Raw genomic sequence first — 19458 nt, forward strand, 5'->3', positions numbered from 1 at the left:
AGGGTTGATGAGTTGTAAAAATGAGCCTGGGACAAAAATCCAAAGTGATTTTTGTCCCAGGCTTAAAAATTGATAAAGAGCGGGAGCAGAAGCAACTCTTTCGGAAATAAGCCGAAATTCTCCAAAAATTAAAGAACAATTTTCGAAAATTCCTTCTTATTTCTCGCAGTTAAACACTTCTGTCCCGACCTCTTGATACGATTCTACAATATTTATTTACTAACATTTAACAAAAAGCTTTTTTTCATCATATAATAAATAAAACGTATTAATGCCTTTTTTTGAGCTTAGTGATAAGGCTGTTAAAAATACTTATTACAAATTTAAATTCAGCTGTGCGATAAAATAAAATAACGAAGACTATTGCTCCAATAACAATTCCAGCTAAAGATCTCAATATAATACTTAAAAGAGTTGTAGCAGATATCAAACTAAATAATGGATAAGTAGCTAGAATACCTAATCCTAAGGCTATGCAATACTTTAAAGTGACAAACAAATACTTGCCAAATCTATCATGAATACCATATTTTAAGACTACATAAGGTTCATACCAAGAAACTGAGGTTAGAGAAGATAAGATAGTGGCTAAAATAACTCCAGCGATACCCATATCGAAAATTAATAAGAAAATTAAAGAAAATACGATGTTTAAAATGGACTCCACAACAGATTTCCATCTTTGAATCCAAGCTAAACCATATGCAGCTATGAATACTTGCGCAGAATTTCTAAAAACGCCAATAACAAAGTTTAAGATGATTAAAGTGAAAATGAAATTATCTAGTTGGTAAGAAGAGCCTACCCACCAAGATATGAATGGTTGTATAGATAAGAACATAACAATCGTTGCAAAATAAATCAGAATAAAATTTATAAAATAGTGTCTAAAAAATATTTCACGACCATTTTCTCTGTCATCTGAGACGGCTACGCTTCCAATGCTGGCTGTTATAGAATTAGTAAACTGGTTGAAAATACCTTTAATACTATTTACAATTAACACATAGTTGGAGTAACGCCCTACTGCAGCTAAATTAACAAATATGGAAATTAAGATATTATCTGTACTCAAAACAACGACAGAACCAATTTTATTAGAAAGATTTCCAATGGTATTTTGTTTTAAAATCTTAATAGTTTCTCTATCCAATTTTTTTATTTCTTGATATTGAAATACGTGTTTGTATCTTTTTTTTACTCGCAGAGAAATATCAATGTTTGAAATTACTGTACAAATAATTTGAATAAGTAAATAAAGTGCGTAATTGCCCGTTGTGTATAATACGAACACCTGAATAACTGTAGCGACAACTAAATAAGCAAACGTGTTAATCACATTGAGGTATCCAAGCTGATCTGCATTAAGCAATGAGCGGTTATAAGTAAAGAAATAGCTGAAAACGGAGTTGGCTAAAAATAATAAATATAAAAGCTGAATATTCGGGATACCTACATCTTTACCGACTATCACAGGTAAAAAAGGAATGAGTAAACAACCTATGATACCTATTGCTATACCGATTATATTGTATATTTTTTTATATAGATGCATTAAAGCTTTAATTGTTGCAGTATCCTCTTGTTGCAATGGTTTGTATAATGAGAAAATGATTGAGGTTCCAACACCTAATTCGGCTAATGACAACATACTAAGTATATTTGTAAATAAGCCGTTTAGTCCTAAGTATTCAATTCCTAAAAAGCGAATGAATATCGTTCTAGAAATAAACTGAATTCCTATGGTCAAAATAAATATTATTGTTGAGATGCTAGAATTAATAATAGAATATTCTAAACGTGATTTTTTTTGCATAATGTTCTGTTCTCCTTATTAAAATGGTTCTACTAAGATAAATAAAAACTTTATTCAGTTGCAATCATAACTTAATGAAGAAAGAATATCAATTCTCTAAGAGATTTTTTCGTAATATATTAATAATTGTTATTCGTTAAGGAACGATGTTTTATGGTTAAAAATATGATAAAATACAATAAATTAATCATTTTAGAAAGTAGGGACAAAAGTGGAATCATTCCTAATCACAGGCGGTGCCGGCTTTATCGGCTCAACCTTAGCAAATTATTATAGTAAAGACAATCAAGTTGTGGTCATTGATGATTTATCAATGGGCCAAACTGAAAATTTAAACACATCTGAAAATATCACGTTCATTGAAGGTAGCGTGATTGATCAACAATTAATGGAAAAAGTACTGCAAGAGTATCAGTTCGATTACATTTTTCACTTAGCAGCGATTGCTAGTGTAGCAGATTCGGTAGCACGTCCAGTGGAAACACACCAAGTGAATTTTGAGAGTGTGTTACAATTACTGGAATTAATTCGGAAATACCAGAAAGATTTAAAACGTTTGGTGTTTGCTTCTTCTGCAGCGGTTTATGGTGATGAGCCAACTTTACCAAAACAGGAAGAATCAGTAATTCGTCCATTAACGCCTTATGCAGTGGATAAATTTGCTTCTGAAAAATATGTTTTAAACTATTGTCATTTATATGATGTTCCAACAAGCGCTGTTCGCTTCTTTAACGTTTATGGGCCAAACCAAAATCCTAATTCGCCTTATTCTGGCGTTATTTCGATTGTGATGGACTCTTACAAACGCTTATTAGCCAATCAAGAAGTGACATTCAATATCTTTGGCGATGGAAAACAATCCCGTGATTTTGTCTTTGTTGAGGACGTGGTTCAAGCGTTGAATCTTGTCGCTCATTCTGACCAATCACTTGGGGAAGTGTATAATGTCGGAACAGGGAAAGCAACCGATTTAAATGAGTTAATTTCTTCTTTAAATGATATTATGAAAGTCACTTTGCCAGTTGAATACAAAGAAGCACGAGCTGGGGACATCAAAGATTCCTTAGCGGATATATCTAAATTACGTGCCATTGGTTATAAACCGAAATATAGTATTCAATCTGGTTTGGATAAATATGTTAATTATGAACTAAAAGATTAAGAGAATAAAAAGACGGATTTGAGACTAAATTGTTTATAAGACTTAGAGAGTGGGACATCATCAGTCGCTTTGATTGATGTCTTGCTCTTTCTTTTCTTTTTCCCATATTTGAACCCACCTCACTCCAATGGTACAATAAACAAGATTGGAGTGAGAGCATGACAGATATTATTGCACATCGAGGAAGTAAGGGCACCCATCCTGAAAATACGTGTATTGCTTTCAGAGAGGCTGTTCGTGTTGGTGCTGAAGGAATTGAATTAGACGTTCACCTATCTAAAGATGGTTATTTAATCGTTATGCATGATGAAACGGTGGATCGTACGACAGATGGTCATGGTGAAATCCAACAGTTAACATTAAACGAATTAAAACAACTAGACGCTGGAAGCTGGTTTCAGAAAAATCCTTCTGTTCAATGTGTTCCAACATTGGAAGATGTTTTAAATTGTCTTGTAGAAGAACAATTCAATGGTTTTTTGAATATTGAACTTAAAACGGATATTATCCATTATGAAGGAATTGAGAAAAAAGTCGTCCAACAAATGAATCAAAAAAACTGGCCGTTTCGTTATTTATATTCCAGTTTTTATTTTCCAAGTTTAGTTAAATTAAAAAAAGCTGATCCTAAGACAGAAATTGCCTTTATTTATGAATCTGCAGAGGATTTAAGTCAAGCAGGACCGGCATTCGCGCTTGTCGATAGTTTACATCCAAAAATGTCTTGGATGTTGGCTCATGAAAAAGAACTTATCACAATTGGCAAACCGCTGCGGCCGTGGACTGTTAATCGGATGGAAGAAATGGAAAATTGTTTTCAGCTAAAATTGGCGGGTGTTCATACGGATTTTCCTGAAGAAGCAAAATTTGCTCGTCAAAATTGGCAAGAAGAAGGAGAAACATAATTGGAGAAAGTATTAGTTATTGTAGGACCCACTGCGGTGGGGAAAACAGCATTAAGTATTGCTTTAGCAAAAAAATTTAATGGTGAAATTATTAGCGGTGACTCCATGCAAGTTTATCGCTCGTTAGACATTGGCACCGCTAAAGTCACAGAAACAGAAAAAGAAGAGATTCCTCACCATTTAATTGATTGCCGTGAAGTCAGCGAAACATATTCTGCTGCTGATTTTCAGAAAGAGGGTCGTCAAAAAATCAAAGAAATTACTGAAAAAGGGAAACTACCAATTATCGTTGGAGGAACAGGTTTGTATATTCAATCACTCCTTTATGATTTTCAACTAGGAAGTCGTGAGATAGATGACTCGCCTGAAATTAGAGAAACGTACAATTTATTTGCGGAAGAAAAAGGGAATCAAGCTTTATGGCAGTTATTACAACAAAAGGATCCTCTAGCGGCTAACAGCATTCATTTTAATAATCGCAAAAAAGTGATTCGTGCGTTAGAGGTCTTTGATAAAACAGGTTATAGTATTTTGACCCCGAAGGAAAAACCAGCTCGTCTCTATGATTATTATTTATTAGGTTTGGAAACAGATCGCGCTTTATTGTATGAGCGTATTAATCAGCGGGTGGATCAAATGATGACAAAAGGACTGTTGGAAGAAGCAAAACAGATGTTTCAGCAACCACATGCACAAGCAGCTCAAGGCATTGGCTATAAAGAATTTTTTCCGTATTTTTCCGGTGAACAATCATTAGAGATGGCGGTTGAAACAGTCAAACAGCAATCGCGGCGATATGCCAAACGTCAATTGACTTGGTTTAGAAATCGAATGGCTGCGCATTGGTGGGATTTGGTTCAGCAGCCAACAGATTTGCCCAAGTTGGAAAAAGAAGTAGCGGAATGGCTACAACAGAAGGAGAGTGAGTAGGTGATGACCACTCATGAAAAAGTGATTCTAGTAGGAGTTGAAACGGAAAAAAATTATCAGACATTTTCTGCATCAATGGAGGAACTGGCGAATTTAACGGAAACCGCTAATGGAGAAGTGGTGTTTGTTTTAACACAAAAACGACCACAAGTCGATCGACAAACCGTAATCGGTAAGGGGAAATTGGAAGAATTAATTCAATTAACAGATGCCTATGAAGCGGATCTTGTGATTTTTAATCATGAGCTCACACCGCGCCAAAATCAACTGTTATCTGAAGCGTTAGCTGTGCGAGTAATTGATCGTGTACAATTAATTTTGGATATCTTTGCTTTGCGTGCGCGCTCCAAAGAAGGAAAGTTACAAGTTGAATTAGCACAATTGGATTATTTATTGCCTCGCTTGGCTGGTCAAGGAAAACAGTTGTCCCGACTTGGAGGAGGTATTGGGACGCGTGGGCCTGGTGAAACGAAATTAGAGTCGGACCGCCGACACATTCGGAATAAAATCTTAGGCATCCGTCGTGAGTTAAAAGAAGTCACTGCTCATCGTGAACGAAGCCGCCAGAAAAGACAAAATTCAGAACTATTTCAAATTGGCTTGATTGGTTATACCAATGCTGGCAAATCAACAATTCTCAACATATTGACAACAGCAGGAACTTATTCAGAGGATCAATTGTTTGCAACGTTAGATCCTTTAACCAAAAAATGGCAATTGCCTCAAGGCATGGAAGTTACTCTGACCGATACGGTTGGCTTCATTCAAGATTTACCAACACAACTGATTGAAGCCTTTCAGTCGACATTGGAAGAAAGTCGGACGATGGATTTACTGCTCCATGTGGTGGATGCAAGTGCGCCAGATCGGTTACAACATGAACGCACGGTTCAAACATTGATGAAAGAACTAGAGTTGGAAAATATTCCGTGCTTGACGGTTTATAATAAAAGAGATCAAGTGGACAGCAAAGAATTTGTGCCAACATTATTTCCCAATGTATTGATCTCAACTAAAATTCCTGAAGATAAAGAACGACTGGTTCAAGCTATCCGTGCCCAAATGATGGAATTACTCGAGCCTTATCAATTAGAAATTAGTCCAACTGACGGACAACTATTAAGTGAACTTCGCCGGATGACACTAATGATTTCAGAAGAATATGCTGAAAATGAAAATCGGTATATCGTGAAAGGCTTTGCGAAAAAAGAGTCTAAATGGTTGGTTGAATCCGAAAAAGAATAAAAAATGGTAAGTTGATTAGAAATGATTTGTAAAAACAAATCATTTCTATTTTTTTGATTAGTAGGAGAAAATCAGCCGTGAAAAGATGGAAAAGTCCATATTTATCAGGTTTTTTGTTTTATGTTAGAAAATCTAACATAAGTTCTTGACAATTTGTCATTCTATTGTTATTCTAAGAAATAACTAAGAGAGGAGGATGGAGATGAGAGAAAAAGAGTTACGCCGTTCCATGTCAGTTTTTCCAATTGGTACAGTTATGAAACTAACGGATTTGACCGCTCGACAAATTCGCTACTATGAAGAACAGGGATTGATTCATCCAGAACGTAGTGAGGGCAACCGACGCATGTATTCTTTAAATGATATTGATGTTTTGTTAGAAATTAAAGATTATTTATCTGATGGATTGAACATGGCAGGGATTAAGCGTGTGTATGAAATGAAATTAGAGGAACAAAAAAACACCGCCGAGGCAACTCGTCCGTTAACCGATGCAGATGTTCGTCAGATTTTATACGACGAAATCCTTTCGCAAGGAGGACTTACTCAGCAAAATCCGTTCCAATCGAATGTACCAAGGCTTTAACGTTTCAGCAGCCAATAAAAATGAAGGATGGGGATCAGACCGATGACAAGAAAAGCCAAAACGGCAGAAGAGATTAAACATATTGCAGAAGAAGAAAACGTACGTTTTTTACGACTAATGTTTACCGACATTATGGGAACAATTAAAAATGTTGAAGTTCCTGTGAGTCAGCTAGATAAAGTATTAGATAATAAAATGATGTTTGATGGGTCATCCATTGAAGGATTCGTTCGTATCGAAGAAAGTGACATGTATTTATACCCTGATCTATCTACATGGATGATTTTTCCGTGGGAAAGCGACCATGGAAAAGTTGCGCGCTTAATTTGTGATATTTACAATCCTGATGGTACCCCTTTTGCCGGAGATCCCCGCGGTAATTTAAAACGTGCCTTAGCAGATATGAAAGAATTAGGCTTTACTTCTTTTAACTTAGGACCAGAACCAGAATTTTTCCTATTTAAATTAGATGAGAATGGTGAAATTACCACTGACTTGAATGATAAAGGTGGCTATTTTGATTTTGCGCCAACCGATTTAGGTGAAAATTGTCGCCGTGATATTGTTTTAGAGTTAGAAAGTTTAGGCTTTGAAGTGGAAGCTTCGCATCATGAAGTAGCACCTGGTCAACATGAAATTGACTTTAAATATGCGGATGTAGTTGATGCTTGTGACAATATTCAAACGTTCAAATTAGTTGTGAAAACTATTGCGCGCAAACATGGCTTGCATGCAACATTTATGCCAAAACCTTTGTTTGGAATTAATGGTTCTGGTATGCACTGCAATATGTCATTATTTAATGAAGAAGGTAATGTTTTTTTTGACGAGTCAGGAGAGATGGGCTTAAGCCAAACTGCGTATCATTTCTTAGGTGGTTTATTAAAACATGCCCGTGCCTATACTGCGGTATGTAACCCAACAGTGAACTCTTATAAACGCTTGGTACCAGGTTATGAAGCACCTGTTTATGTAGCTTGGAGCGGCAGAAATCGTTCACCACTCATTCGAGTTCCTGAATCTCGTGGTTTATCGACTCGTTTAGAATTACGTTCTGTCGATCCTTCAGCGAATCCGTATTTAACAATGGCAGTCTTATTACAAGCAGGTTTGGATGGTATCCGTAATGAACTTACGCCACCGCCAGCGGTTGATCGTAACATTTATGTGATGAATGAGGAAGAACGTCAACATGCACAAATTGAAGATTTGCCATCAACCTTACACAATGCCATCAAAGAATTACGTAAAGATCAAGTAATGATTGATGCATTAGGTCGCCACATTTTTGCCAATTTTGTAGAAGCAAAACGAATGGAATGGGCAGCCTTCCGTCAAACCGTTTCTGAATGGGAAAGAGAACAATATTTGGAGTTGTACTAAAAGCCGTTACTTTTAATAATCTTAATGTTTAGAAAGAGGAAGATAAGTCGAAACGCTTATTTTCCTCTTTCGTTCTTTAGTTTGTGAATGAATAGATAATTTCTATTTCACAAAATAAAGTAATTTTAATTCAGTGAAATAGTTTTTTTATAGGGGAAAAAGGGGGTTTTTCTCAATTTCTCTTTTATTTTTAAGCAAAAAAATTGACAAAATCTTTCATAATTTGTGAAATTCCGCTATAATAAACAAGAATATGCGTGCAACTATTCTATTTTTTAGATATAAAGGATGAGAAAAACATGCGGAAAATGAAAACAATGGATGGGAATGCTGCAGCAGCTTATATTTCCTACGCCTTTACAGAATTAGCAGCCATTTATCCAATAACACCAAGTTCAACGATGGCTGAACTTGTTGATCAGTGGTCGGCCGAAGGTAAGAAAAATATCTTTGGTCAACCTGTGAAAGTAGTCGAAATGCAATCGGAAGCTGGTGCTGCCGGCGTGGTCCATGGCTCTTTAAAAACCGGCGCGCTTACCACGACCTATACGGCTTCACAAGGGTTACTTTTAATGATTCCTAATATGTACAAAATAGCTGGAGAACTATTACCATCTGTTTTTCATGTGGCGAGCCGAGCTTTAACCACAAATGCTTTAAATATTTTTGGTGATCAAGGAGACGTAATGGCCGCGCGCCAAACAGGCTTTGCTATGTTGTCAGAAAGCAGTGTGCAAGAAGTGATGGATTTGGCACCAGTGGCTCACTTGGCTTCGATTGAAGCGAGTGTTCCATTTATGAACTTTTTTGATGGCTTTAGAACAAGTCATGAAATTCAAAAAGTGGCAGTTCTTGACTATGAAGAATTAGCACCCTTAGTAAATCAAGAGAAATTAGCCGAATTCCGTCGTCGGAGCATGAATCCGAATCACCCTTCCGTTAGTGGAATGAACCAAAATCCAGATATTCACTTTCAACAACGAGAAACAATAAATCCTTATTATGAAAAATTACCTGGTATTGTTCAAAAATATATGACAGAAATTAACCGGTTACGGGGAACCAATTATGATTTGGTGACGTATTATGGCGCAGAAGATGCAGAAGAAGTGATCGTTACGATGGGTTCAGTTGCACAAACAATTGAACAGACTGTTGATTATTTACAACAACAAGGAAGAAAAGTTGGCTTTCTTAATGTCCATCTTTATCGGCCATTTCCAGTTGAAACATTTCTTGAAAAAATACCACAATCAGTTAAAGCAATTGCTGTCTTGGATCGGACGAAAGAGCCCGGTGCTGGTGGCGAACCGTTATTATTGGATGTCCAAAGTGCGATGTATGAAGCGGACATTCGCCCAACAATTATTGGTGGGCGCTATGGTTTAGGTTCTAAAGATGTGCTGCCAAATCAAATTGTTGCGGTTTTTGATGAATTAATGAAAGAACGTTCTGCCATGAAGAAGCGTTTTACAATTGGGATTGATGATGATTTAACTTATACTTCATTAGAAGTTGGCAAACCACTTGATTTGACGAATCCGAAAACCTATCAAGCTAAATTTTGGGGCTTTGGTTCTGATGGGACAGTAGGGGCGAACAAGTCAGCAATTAAGATTATCGGTGATCATACAGACAAGTATGCACAAGGCTTTTTCTATTATGATTCAAAAAAATCAGGTGGGTTGACCGTTTCTCATTTACGCTTTGGCGAGACACCCATTCGCTCAACGTACCTCATTGAACATTCTGATTTTGTGGCCTGTCATACAGCCGCTTATTTGCATACCTATGATTTAGTAAAAGGGTTAAAAAAAGGCGGGACTTTCCTCTTAAATACCCTTTGGAATGATGAACAACTAGCACGATTTTTACCAAATCAATTAAAACGGTATCTAGCTGAAAATGAGATTCAGTTTTATACAATCAATGCAGTGAAATTAGCTAGTGAAGTCGGACTAGGCGGGCGAATTAATACCGCAATGGAAACAGCTTTCTTCAAATTAGCGGAAATCATGCCTTTTGAGCAAGTGTTGCCAATTTTAAAAGAAGAAGCACTGAAAAGTTATGGTCATAAGTCCATGAAAGTTGTCGAAAAAAATATTCAAGCAATCGATAAGACCGTTGAATTGTTGCATCAGGTAACTGTTCCAGCAGAGTGGAGAACGCTTGAAGTTCAACCGCGAAAACGTTCAGAAAATGTTAGTGATTTTGTTCATGAAATTGTTGAACCGATTAATCGTCAAGAAGGCAATGCGTTATCTGTTGCGACACTAGCGAAAAATGGGATGACAGATGGGCGGATGCCTTTGGGAACTGCGGCAGTTGAAAAACGTGGAGTTGCATTAGAAGTACCTGAGTGGATTAGCGATCGATGTACTATGTGTAATGAGTGTGCCTTTGTATGTCCTCATGCGGCGATACGACCATTCTTAGCCGATGAAGAAGAAATGACTGAAGCGCCAGAAGGATTCATTGTGCGTGATCTACGTGGTGCCGACGGCTTGAAATATCGTATCCAAGTCTCAGTCAAAGATTGTACTGGCTGTGGACTTTGTGTTGAAGCCTGTCCAGCTAAAGGCAAAGCCTTAGTAATGAAACCTTATGAAGAAGAAAAAGAGCAGGCTATGAATTGGGCGTTTGCTATGACGTTACGTCAAAAGGAAAACCCAGCAAAACCGAATACTGTTTTAGGTTCGCAATTTAATAAACCTTTATTAGAGTTTTCTGGTGCTTGTTCTGGTTGCGGCGAAACGCCTTATGTTAAATTATTGACGCAAATGTTTGGTGACCGAATGCTGATTGCTAATGCAACAGGTTGCTCATCGATTTGGGGTGCTGCAGCGGGTGTGACACCATACACCACTAATGAACAAGGACAAGGTCCAGCTTGGTCAAATTCTCTTTTAGAGGATAATGCCGAGTTTGGTTACGGCATGTTGTTAGCAACGCAAGCGCGTCGCGAACGTTTAGCTAGTAAAATGACCAAAGCTTTTTCTGTAGCCAGTGATTCTTTACGTTTATTGATGGAAGATTGGATAGCACATCTGTCCGAAAGTGAAGGTACGCAACAACGTGCAGCTAAATTACGTGCAGCTTTGCTTGAAGAAAAAACGAATCAACCTTTATTGGAAGCAATTTATGACGATCAAGATCTTTTTGTAAAACCAAGTCAGTGGATGATTGGTGGGGACGGCTGGGCTTACGATATTGGCTACGGCGGGATTGACCACGTGTTAGCCAGTGGCGCGGATGTAAATATGTTAGTTCTAGATAATGAAGTCTATTCCAATACAGGTGGCCAAACTTCCAAAGCAACTCCTGCATCAGCGATTGCGAAATTTGCTGCCAGTGGGAAGTATGCCTCTAAAAAAGATTTAGGGATGATGGCAATGACTTATGAAAATGTCTATGTCGCTCAAATTGCCTCAGGTGCAAACCAAATGCAGACGATTAAAGCTTTTGAAGAAGCAGAAAAATTCCCTGGACCATCGATTATTATTGCTTATACACCATGTATTACACATGGTTTAGCAGGTGGGATGAGTCAAACGTTGAAAGAAGCGAAAGACGCAGTTCATTCAGGTTACTGGTCTTTATATCGCTATAATCCATTATTGCGAGAAAAGGGCAAAGAACCAATGACATTGGATTTTAAAAAACCAGATTTTTCATTAATGAAAGAGTTTATGCGCAAACAAGTTCGCTTTGCGTCCTTAGAATCTAGTCAACCAGATACAGCGGAATTGTTATTTAATAAAACAATTAATGATGCTAAGAGACGGTTCTATAATTATGCTCGTTTAGCTGGTCAAGAAGAAAAAATTCGAGCAAAACTTGAAAAACAAAGTGAACCAGAAATAACTGCGCCAGAGAACGAGAAGCCACGAGTGAAAAAAGAACGCGTAGTTGATCCGGAAGTGGAAGCAAGAAGGGCTGCCCGTCGCGCTGAACTAGCAGCCAAGAGAAAACAACGTGAGCAAGATTAAATAGAAATCAAAAAAACGTGTCTGAGCTTTTTGCTTGGACACGTTTTTTAGTTAGAAATGCGATTTTTTGATGAAAAATTTCAAGTTATTTGAAAAAGTTCCTAAATTTTTTTGATGTTTCCGCTTGCGTTCTGTGATGAAAGAAAATAATGTGGTATACTTGTTAGGAAATCTTGAGAGAGAAGTGAGGGGTATGATGTCGTTTCAATTGAATCAACTATTAGATTTGAATTATTGGCAGCAAGTCATCTCAACGGATTTCTTATCTAAGGATTTTGTTATCAATATCATAGATATCCTAGTCGTATGGTACCTCGTTTACAAATTAATCATGCTTGTTCGTGGAACAAAAGCAGTCCAACTATTAAAAGGTGTCGCTGTTTTTATCATTATCCGCATTCTAAGTGAGATAATTGGTCTACATACATTATCTTGGTTAATGAATCAAGTTATCATGTATGGTGTAATCGCCGCGGTTGTTATTTTTCAACCAGAAGTGCGAAGAGGGCTGGAACATCTAGGGAGAAGTTCGTTTTTCCGCCCGAATAAAGGTGCGCAACAAGAAGATGAGCGTATTATTCAGGCCTTTGACAAAGCCATTCAGTACATGTCAAAACGGAAAATTGGTGCTTTGATAACCATTGAACGCAATACCGGTTTAGATGAATACATTGAGACAGGTATTGATTTGGATGCCGATATTACTGGTGAATTACTGATTAATATTTTCATTCCAAATACACCACTACATGATGGTGCAGTGATTATCAAAAATGAAAAAATTGCTGTTGCTAGTGCGTATTTACCGCTATCAGAAAGCAATTTAATTCCAAAAGAATTTGGAACGCGCCATAGAGCCGCAGTCGGTATCAGTGAAGTCAGTGATGCCATTACGATTGTTGTTTCTGAAGAAACTGGTGACGTTAGTTTGACGTTGAACAATGAATTAATTCCTGGTCTAACGCAAGAAGAGTATTTAACAATTTTGCGTAAGGAGTTAATTTCGGAATCATCGGAAGATAAAAAAAGTGCTTTGCAGCATTTTATCGATGATGTAACAAAGGGGGTTAAACGCAAATGAGAAAAGCCTCCCAAAAAAGCTGGTTTAATGGTTTGCTTTCATTGCTGTTTGCATTGTTGTTATTTTTTAATGCCAATGCAACAGGCAATAATCCCTCCAATTCAGGTTCAAGCCAAACGTATAGTGAAACATTGAATAATATTCCTGTCCAAGTCCAATACGATAAAGACAAATATTATGTCTCTGGATTTGAAGAGAGTGTGAATGTTCATTTACGTAGTGCGAACCGCATTCAATTAAACATGGAATCAAATGCTGACACACGAAATTTCCAAGTGGTCGCAGACTTAACCAAATTGCCATTAGGGACTTCGGAAGTGCCTTTGACAGTGCGGGGACTAAGTTCAGCTGTTACAGCTGAAATTGAACCAAAAACAGTGACTGTAACGATTGAAAAGAGAGTAACAAAAAAATTCGATGTAGAAGCACAACTTTCTGATAACATTGAAAAAGAAGGCTACAAAGTAAAAAATATTTCTGTGGATCCAAAAACCGTAGAAGTAACAACTGGAGAAGAAACAGCGAAAGCAATTGACAAAGTGATTGCGCCAGTCTCAAGTGCCAAACAAACAATTGATACGATTAAACAAACGGTAAATGTTCAAGCGCTAGATGCCAAAGGTCAAGTCCTAAGTATCGAAAATCCAGCACCACAAGTCAAAGTAACAGTAGGCTTAACTGCGCCAACAAAAGATGTACCACTGAATGTTAGTATGACAGGTACGCCACCAGCTGGGATCGCTCATTACAATTATAGTTTATCAACGTACCAAGTTAGGGTCAGTGGTCCGCAATCAATTTTAGATACGCTAGAATCAATTGAGGTACCGGTAGATATTTCTGATATTCGCAAAGAAACAAAACAATCAGTGACTATTCCCGTTAATGGAGAATACGTAGTTACACCAGATGAGGTTGACGTTTCTTTGAGCCCCGTGTACAATCAACAACAGTCATCAAATACAAATGAAACTTCAGAGGAACCTGCAAGTTCAACAACGGTTGGCTCAGGTAGCCAAGCAGTACAACCAAGTACATCCAGTCAAGTAGAATCAAATACTTCTGAAACAACAAGTGAGGGATCAACAGTAGAAAGTACAACTGCTGGTTCAACTGAAAATACAGAGAATCAAGTGACTAAGGAGAATCAAAATGGGTAAATATTTTGGAACAGATGGTGTAAGAGGAATTGCAAATAAGGAGTTAACACCTGAATTAGCCTTTAAATTAGGGCGTTATGGTGGTTATGTGTTGAGTCAACATGAAGATAGTTCAAGAAAACCTCGTGTTCTCGTAGGCCGCGATACACGTATTTCAGGTGAGATGTTGGAACAAGCATTGATTGCTGGATTATTATCAGTCGGAATTGAAGTTTTCCAATTAGGGGTGATTTCAACACCTGGTGTAGCATATCTTACTCGTTTACAAAAAGCATCCGCTGGCGTAATGATTTCAGCTTCACATAATCCTGCGGAAGACAATGGGATTAAGTTTTTTGGGGCAGATGGCTTCAAATTAGTAGACGATCAGGAAGCAGAAATTGAAGCATTGTTAGACGCAGAAGAAGACACCTTACCAAGACCTTCTGCAGAAGGCTTAGGCTCATTAGATGAATTTCCAGAAGGCTTACTAAAATATTCGCAATTTTTAGTTCAAAGTATTCCTGGCGATTTAGCAGATATGACTGTTTGTTTAGATGCTGCCAACGGAGCAACTGCAACAGCAGTCAATCGTGTCTTCGCGGATTTAGAGACAGATTTCTATACAATGGGAACAAGTCCTAATGGATTGAATATCAATGATGGTGTGGGTTCCACTCATCCTGAAGCTTTGGCAGAAATGGTTGTTGAAAAAGGCGCAGATGCTGGTTTGGCTTTCGATGGCGACGGTGATAGAATTATTGCAGTCGATGAATTAGGACGAATTATCGATGGTGATAAAATCATGTATATTTGTGCCAAATATTTAGCTGAGAAAAAACGTTTGAAAAAAGATACAATCGTTACAACGGTGATGAGTAATCTAGGTTTCCATAAAGCTGTAGAAGAAATTGGCTTAAAAGATGTGGTAACGCAAGTGGGTGATCGCTATGTTGTAGAAGAAATGCGTAAAAATGATTACAATTTTGGTGGCGAACAATCTGGTCACATGATCTTTTTAGATTACAACACAACAGGTGATGGCATGCTTTCAGGGATTCAATTGTTGAATGTTATGAAGCAAACGGGCAAAAAATTATCTGAATTAGCGGATGAAGTGACGATTTATCCACAAAAATTAGTCAATATTCGTGTCACAGATAAAAATGGTGCAATGGAAGTTCCGGCAATCAAAGCAGTTGTCGAACAAGCAGAAGCAGAAATGAATGGCGAAGGTCGTATTTTAGTTCGTCCTTCTGGAACAGAACCATTGTTACGTGTGATGGCCGAAGCGCCAACACAAGAAAAAGTTGATTATTACGTTGATAAAATTGTTGAAGTAGTACGTGCAGAAATCGGCGTTGAATAAGAACAAATTAGAAACCAGACACTTAATGCTAGCTTGCGTTAAGTGTCTGGTTTCTTTGTTGGAAATCCAAAAAAGAAAATAGCTAATAAGCTCCGTCTATCATTGACATAGAGTGGTTAAAAGGGTACTATTTTAGAAGTAAGATGCACCGCGTATCTTCTTTTTTTATTTGATAAAATCAAGAAGGGAGCGGCTGTAAATCAATGGAGTTATAGAATGGAGGAGCGAAATGAAAGAAAAAATGTCCGTCAAGACAATTGTAGCAATTGGAATTGGCTCTGCAGTTTTTGTTATTTTAGGTCGATTCGTTGTAATTCCAACTGGGATTCCTAATACGAACTTAGAAACGTCGTATCCATTTCTTGCTTTAATGTCAGTTGTTTTTGGACCAGTAGCTGGAGGGCTAATTGGTTTGATTGGTCACACATTAAAAGATTTTACCACGTATGGTAGCGCTTGGTGGAGCTGGATTATTTGTTCAGGAATTATTGGTATTATTTTTGGCTTTGCTGGTCGTAAAATGGATCTTCAACATGGTGAATTTACAACAAATGACATGGTGCGTTTCAATATTTTCCAAGCCTTTGGTAATATCGTCGTTTGGGGCTTAATCGCGCCTAGTTTGGATATTTTGATTTATAGTGAACCCGCAAGTAAAGTGTTTACACAAGGAGTATTCGCGACTGTTTCAAATATTGTCGCTGTGGGGATTATTGGAACATTGTTGATGAAAGCTTATGCATCAACAAGAACAAAGAAAGGCAGTTTATCAAAAGATTAAGAAACTGTCGAAATAATTTAAATGGTTAAGGGTCTGCCCTAGTAATTACTTTGCTAATGCTCAGACCCTTTCTTTTATGGAGAAACTGAGGTGAGGCCGAATGAAAAAACCAATCATTACTTTTAATAATTTTTCCTTTCAATATCATAGCCAATCTGAACCAACATTAAAGGGGATTCAATTAACCATCTATGAAGGAGAAAAGGTTTTAATCGTTGGGCCTAGTGGTAGTGGCAAATCAACATTGGCGCAATGTATCAACGGGTTAATTCCCAATATTTATGAAGGTGAGATTCAAGGAACAGCTACGGTTGCTGGTAAAAATATCCAAGAAACAAGTCTATTTGATTTGTCTTTTGATGTAGGAACTGTTTTGCAAGATACCGATGGGCAGTTTATCGGCTTAACGGTTGCTGAGGATATTGCTTTTGCTTTAGAAAACGATGCAGTTGAACAAGCAGAAATGAAAAAAGCGGTCCACAAATGGTCCGAGATTGTTGAGCTGAATCAGTTATTGCAACACCGTCCACAAGATTTGTCAGGTGGTCAAAAACAACGTGTATCTATGGCGGGCGTTCTAATTAACCAATCAAAAATTTTACTTTTTGATGAACCTTTGGCTAATCTTGACCCACGAGCGGGACAAGAAACAATGACTTTGATTGACACCATTCAACAAGAAACAAAAGCAACTGTTTTAATAATAGAACATCGCTTAGAGGACGTTCTTTGCGAATCAGTTGATCGAATTATTGTCATGAATGAGGGCGCAATTATTTCTGATACAACGCCAGATGAATTGTTACGTCAAGATACGTTGACCCAACAAGGGATTCGTGAACCTTTGTACGTTACAGCCATGAAATATGCTGGGATTGATTTAACACAAGTTAGTCATTTAGACAAATTAGCCGAAGTATCAGGCGAAACGGTTTTGCCTAAAATGACACAGTGGTCTGTCCAACCTAGTTCAGTTAGTGCAGTCAAAGGAGCTGAACTATTACGTTTGGAACAAGTGTCCTATCAATATGATCGTCACGGTGAAAAAGTGTTAGATGACTTCTCAGTAACTATTCATCATGGAGAAATGATCAGCATTGTAGGAAAAAATGGTGCCGGGAAGTCTACACTTTCTAAAATAATTTGCGGGTTCATCACGCCTCAATCGGGTAAGATTTTATGGGAAGGACAGGATTTTTCCAATTATTCAATCAAAGAACGTGCAGATAAAATTGGTTATGTGATGCAAAACCCCAATCAAATGATTTCTAAAAAAATGATTTTTGAAGAAGTAGCTTTAGGATTAGTTTTACGAGATGTGCCACAAGCAGAAATTGAGGAACGTGTGACGAATATTTTACATATTTGTGGGCTGTATCCCTTCCGGAACTGGCCGATTTCTGCGTTGAGTTTTGGGCAGAAAAAACGGGTAACTATTGCATCAATCTTAGTTTTAGAACCTGAATTATTAATTTTAGATGAACCAACAGCTGGGCAAGATTTTAAACATTATACAGAAATGATGACATTTTTAGAAGAATTGAACCGCTTAGGTGTGACTATTTTAATGATCACTCACGATATGCACTTAATGTTGGAATATACAACACGTGCGTTAGTAGTTTGTGATGGACGTTTACTAGCAGATGCGACTCCAGTTGCTGTTTTAACAGATGAAAAATTAATTCAAGCAGCTTCTTTAAAAGAAACGAGCTTGTTTACCTTTGCTAAAGCGTTAGGCTTGGAAAATCCCTTGCTATTTACGGAAAAATTTGTTGCTTACGATCGTGAGGTGCGTTTTGGATGAGTGAACGACAAATGTTAGGCTATCATCCTGATTCAACCTGGATTCATCGCTTAAACGGCACAAGCAAATTAGTCTTTTTAATCGTTGTCTCTGTGGCTTGTATGACCACGTATGATACTCGTTATCTGTTAGGAATGTCTGTGGTTTCGCTTGTTTTGTTAAAATTATCAAATATTAAATGGCATCAAATATCTTTTGTTATTAAATTTATTGCTATTTTTTCTTTGTTAAATATCTTAACGGTTTACCTTTTTGCACCTGAATATGGGGTTGATTTATATCAATCACGTACCGTGATTTGGGAAGGAATCGGACGGTTTACTTTGACACAAGAAGAATTATTTTATGAATTTAATTTAGTTTTAAAATATTTCTGTACGATTCCGTTGGCATTAATCTTTTTATTAACAACAAATCCTAGTGAATTTGCCTCCAGCTTGAATCGAATTGGTGTGAGTTATCGGATTAGTTATGCAGTAGCGCTGGCTATTCGTTATATTCCCGATATCCAAGAAGATTTTTTTAATATTTCTTTAGCACAACAAGCGCGAGGTTATGAGATGTCTAAAAAGGGACGGTTAGGCCAACGAATCAAAGGCGTAGCACAAATTGTTTTACCCTTAATCCTATCTAGTTTAGATCGAATTGAAACTGTGAGTACCGCTATGGAATTAAGGCGTTTTGGTCAAAAGAAAAATCGAACGTGGTATGCGCAACAACCTTTTCATCTGTGTGATTTTTCGGTAATGTTACTTGCCTTATGCTTATTAGGAATCAGTTTCTGGTTGTTCCATGTGAATGGTGGCCGGTTTTATAATCCATTCCAATAAATAACAAATTGATAAGGTTCTATAAATAGAACGGATATTTTTTTATTATTAAGAATCTAGTACTTTCTCTTACTATGAGTTTACTAGATTCTTTTTTTACAACTTTAAAGAACTAGACCAATTTTCGTTTTTTAGATTTTTGTTGACAAGCACCTACTTTTAATTGTATGATTGTTTATGTTTCTACGGAATATATTTGCAAAGGGGGTATATAGACCAATATTGGATAGCGCCAGACCTGAACGTTCAGGTGACGAGGAGAGAGCTTATCGAAGATTCGGCGGGTGGCTCTAGGGACTGCACTCTACAGATAACAAAGAAAAACTAATTGTGAAGTTAGAACAAAGCGGTTATCACGCAGGTAGAAACATATAATGGGATTTGCTAGTTAAACAGGACCTAGTAAATACAGAATTTCAATTGGAAAGTAGGAAT

The 19458-nt window shown here is 37.3% G+C and carries 14 protein-coding genes; 13 read left to right on the forward strand and 1 reads right to left on the reverse strand.

Annotated elements, in window-relative coordinates; translation table 11 throughout:
• Positions 1-268: 268 nt before the first annotated feature.
• A complete protein-coding gene (locus IGI80_RS15465; RefSeq protein WP_002411414.1) occupies positions 269-1816 on the reverse strand; it encodes an oligosaccharide flippase family protein in 1548 nt (515 codons plus the stop codon).
• A 211-nt stretch (positions 1817-2027) separates the two neighbouring features.
• Between IGI80_RS15465 and IGI80_RS15470 the strand changes: the two genes are divergently transcribed.
• The 13 genes from IGI80_RS15470 to IGI80_RS15530 all read left to right on the forward strand — a co-directional run bounded on the left by IGI80_RS15470 (position 2028) and on the right by IGI80_RS15530 (position 19023).
• Positions 2028-2978, forward strand: coding sequence for a GDP-mannose 4,6-dehydratase (locus IGI80_RS15470; RefSeq protein WP_438724143.1), 951 nt, complete (start codon positions 2028-2030; stop codon positions 2976-2978).
• Positions 2979-3136: 158 nt separating this feature from the next.
• Positions 3137-3883 (forward strand): glycerophosphodiester phosphodiesterase, encoded by a 747-nt coding sequence (locus tag IGI80_RS15475; RefSeq protein ID WP_438724144.1) that lies wholly within the window; start codon positions 3137-3139, stop codon positions 3881-3883.
• The gene (miaA, locus tag IGI80_RS15480) at positions 3884-4813 is read left to right on the forward strand and encodes a tRNA (adenosine(37)-N6)-dimethylallyltransferase MiaA (RefSeq protein ID WP_438724145.1); all 930 of its coding nucleotides are present in this window, start codon (positions 3884-3886) and stop codon (positions 4811-4813) included. It abuts the gene before it with no gap.
• A gap of 3 nt (positions 4814-4816) precedes the next feature.
• Positions 4817-6058, forward strand: a complete 1242-nt coding sequence (hflX, locus tag IGI80_RS15485) for a GTPase HflX (protein ID WP_438724266.1) — start codon at positions 4817-4819, stop codon at positions 6056-6058.
• A 202-nt stretch (positions 6059-6260) separates the two neighbouring features.
• The gene (locus IGI80_RS15490) at positions 6261-6644 is read left to right on the forward strand and encodes a MerR family transcriptional regulator (RefSeq protein ID WP_002388239.1); all 384 of its coding nucleotides are present in this window, start codon (positions 6261-6263) and stop codon (positions 6642-6644) included.
• A gap of 42 nt (positions 6645-6686) precedes the next feature.
• Positions 6687-8027 carry a type I glutamate--ammonia ligase gene (gene glnA / locus IGI80_RS15495; protein WP_113794343.1) on the forward strand — a complete coding sequence of 447 codons (1341 nt, stop codon included), beginning with the start codon at positions 6687-6689 and terminating at the stop codon, positions 8025-8027.
• A gap of 257 nt (positions 8028-8284) precedes the next feature.
• Positions 8285-12016: a pyruvate:ferredoxin (flavodoxin) oxidoreductase gene (nifJ, locus tag IGI80_RS15500; protein ID WP_438724146.1), complete on the forward strand. Its 3732-nt coding sequence runs from the start codon at positions 8285-8287 to the stop codon at positions 12014-12016.
• Positions 12017-12212: 196 nt separating this feature from the next.
• On the forward strand, positions 12213-13097 hold the full coding sequence (cdaA, locus tag IGI80_RS15505; RefSeq protein WP_002389035.1) for a diadenylate cyclase CdaA: 885 nt from the start codon (positions 12213-12215) through the stop codon (positions 13095-13097).
• On the forward strand, positions 13094-14257 hold the full coding sequence (locus IGI80_RS15510) for a CdaR family protein (protein WP_002356934.1): 1164 nt from the start codon (positions 13094-13096) through the stop codon (positions 14255-14257). Before cdaA ends, IGI80_RS15510 begins: the two co-directional genes overlap by 4 nt.
• Complete coding sequence (gene glmM, locus IGI80_RS15515; protein ID WP_438724147.1) at positions 14250-15605, forward strand: phosphoglucosamine mutase; 1356 nt, start codon at positions 14250-14252, stop codon at positions 15603-15605. The genes IGI80_RS15510 and glmM overlap by 8 nt, the downstream gene beginning before the upstream one ends.
• A 229-nt stretch (positions 15606-15834) precedes the next feature.
• Positions 15835-16386 carry an ECF-type riboflavin transporter substrate-binding protein gene (locus IGI80_RS15520; RefSeq protein WP_002356937.1) on the forward strand — a complete coding sequence of 184 codons (552 nt, stop codon included), beginning with the start codon at positions 15835-15837 and terminating at the stop codon, positions 16384-16386.
• A gap of 100 nt (positions 16387-16486) precedes the next feature.
• Positions 16487-18193: an ABC transporter ATP-binding protein gene (locus IGI80_RS15525; RefSeq protein WP_002356938.1), complete on the forward strand. Its 1707-nt coding sequence runs from the start codon at positions 16487-16489 to the stop codon at positions 18191-18193.
• On the forward strand, positions 18190-19023 hold the full coding sequence (locus tag IGI80_RS15530; RefSeq protein WP_131639054.1) for an energy-coupling factor transporter transmembrane component T family protein: 834 nt from the start codon (positions 18190-18192) through the stop codon (positions 19021-19023). Before IGI80_RS15525 ends, IGI80_RS15530 begins: the two co-directional genes overlap by 4 nt.
• The last annotated feature ends 435 nt before the right edge of the window (positions 19024-19458 follow it).

The sequence above is a fragment of the Enterococcus sp. DIV1420a genome (genome assembly GCF_051712165.1).
GTDB classification, from domain to species: domain Bacteria; phylum Bacillota; class Bacilli; order Lactobacillales; family Enterococcaceae; genus Enterococcus; species Enterococcus faecalis.

Coding starts and splice junctions, on each gene's coding strand:
- cdaA (WP_002389035.1), top strand. CDS start 12,213: ATGTCGTTTCAATTGAATCAACTATTAGATTTGAATTATTGGCAGCAA.
- glmM (WP_438724147.1), top strand. CDS start 14,250: ATGGGTAAATATTTTGGAACAGATGGTGTAAGAGGAATTGCAAATAAG.
- glnA (WP_113794343.1), top strand. CDS start 6,687: ATGACAAGAAAAGCCAAAACGGCAGAAGAGATTAAACATATTGCAGAA.
- IGI80_RS15525 (WP_002356938.1), top strand. CDS start 16,487: ATGAAAAAACCAATCATTACTTTTAATAATTTTTCCTTTCAATATCAT.
- IGI80_RS15465 (WP_002411414.1), bottom strand. CDS start 1,816: ATGCAAAAAAAATCACGTTTAGAATATTCTATTATTAATTCTAGCATC.
- IGI80_RS15510 (WP_002356934.1), top strand. CDS start 13,094: ATGAGAAAAGCCTCCCAAAAAAGCTGGTTTAATGGTTTGCTTTCATTG.
- IGI80_RS15520 (WP_002356937.1), top strand. CDS start 15,835: ATGAAAGAAAAAATGTCCGTCAAGACAATTGTAGCAATTGGAATTGGC.
- hflX (WP_438724266.1), top strand. CDS start 4,817: ATGACCACTCATGAAAAAGTGATTCTAGTAGGAGTTGAAACGGAAAAA.
- IGI80_RS15490 (WP_002388239.1), top strand. CDS start 6,261: ATGAGAGAAAAAGAGTTACGCCGTTCCATGTCAGTTTTTCCAATTGGT.
- IGI80_RS15475 (WP_438724144.1), top strand. CDS start 3,137: ATGACAGATATTATTGCACATCGAGGAAGTAAGGGCACCCATCCTGAA.
- IGI80_RS15530 (WP_131639054.1), top strand. CDS start 18,190: ATGAGTGAACGACAAATGTTAGGCTATCATCCTGATTCAACCTGGATT.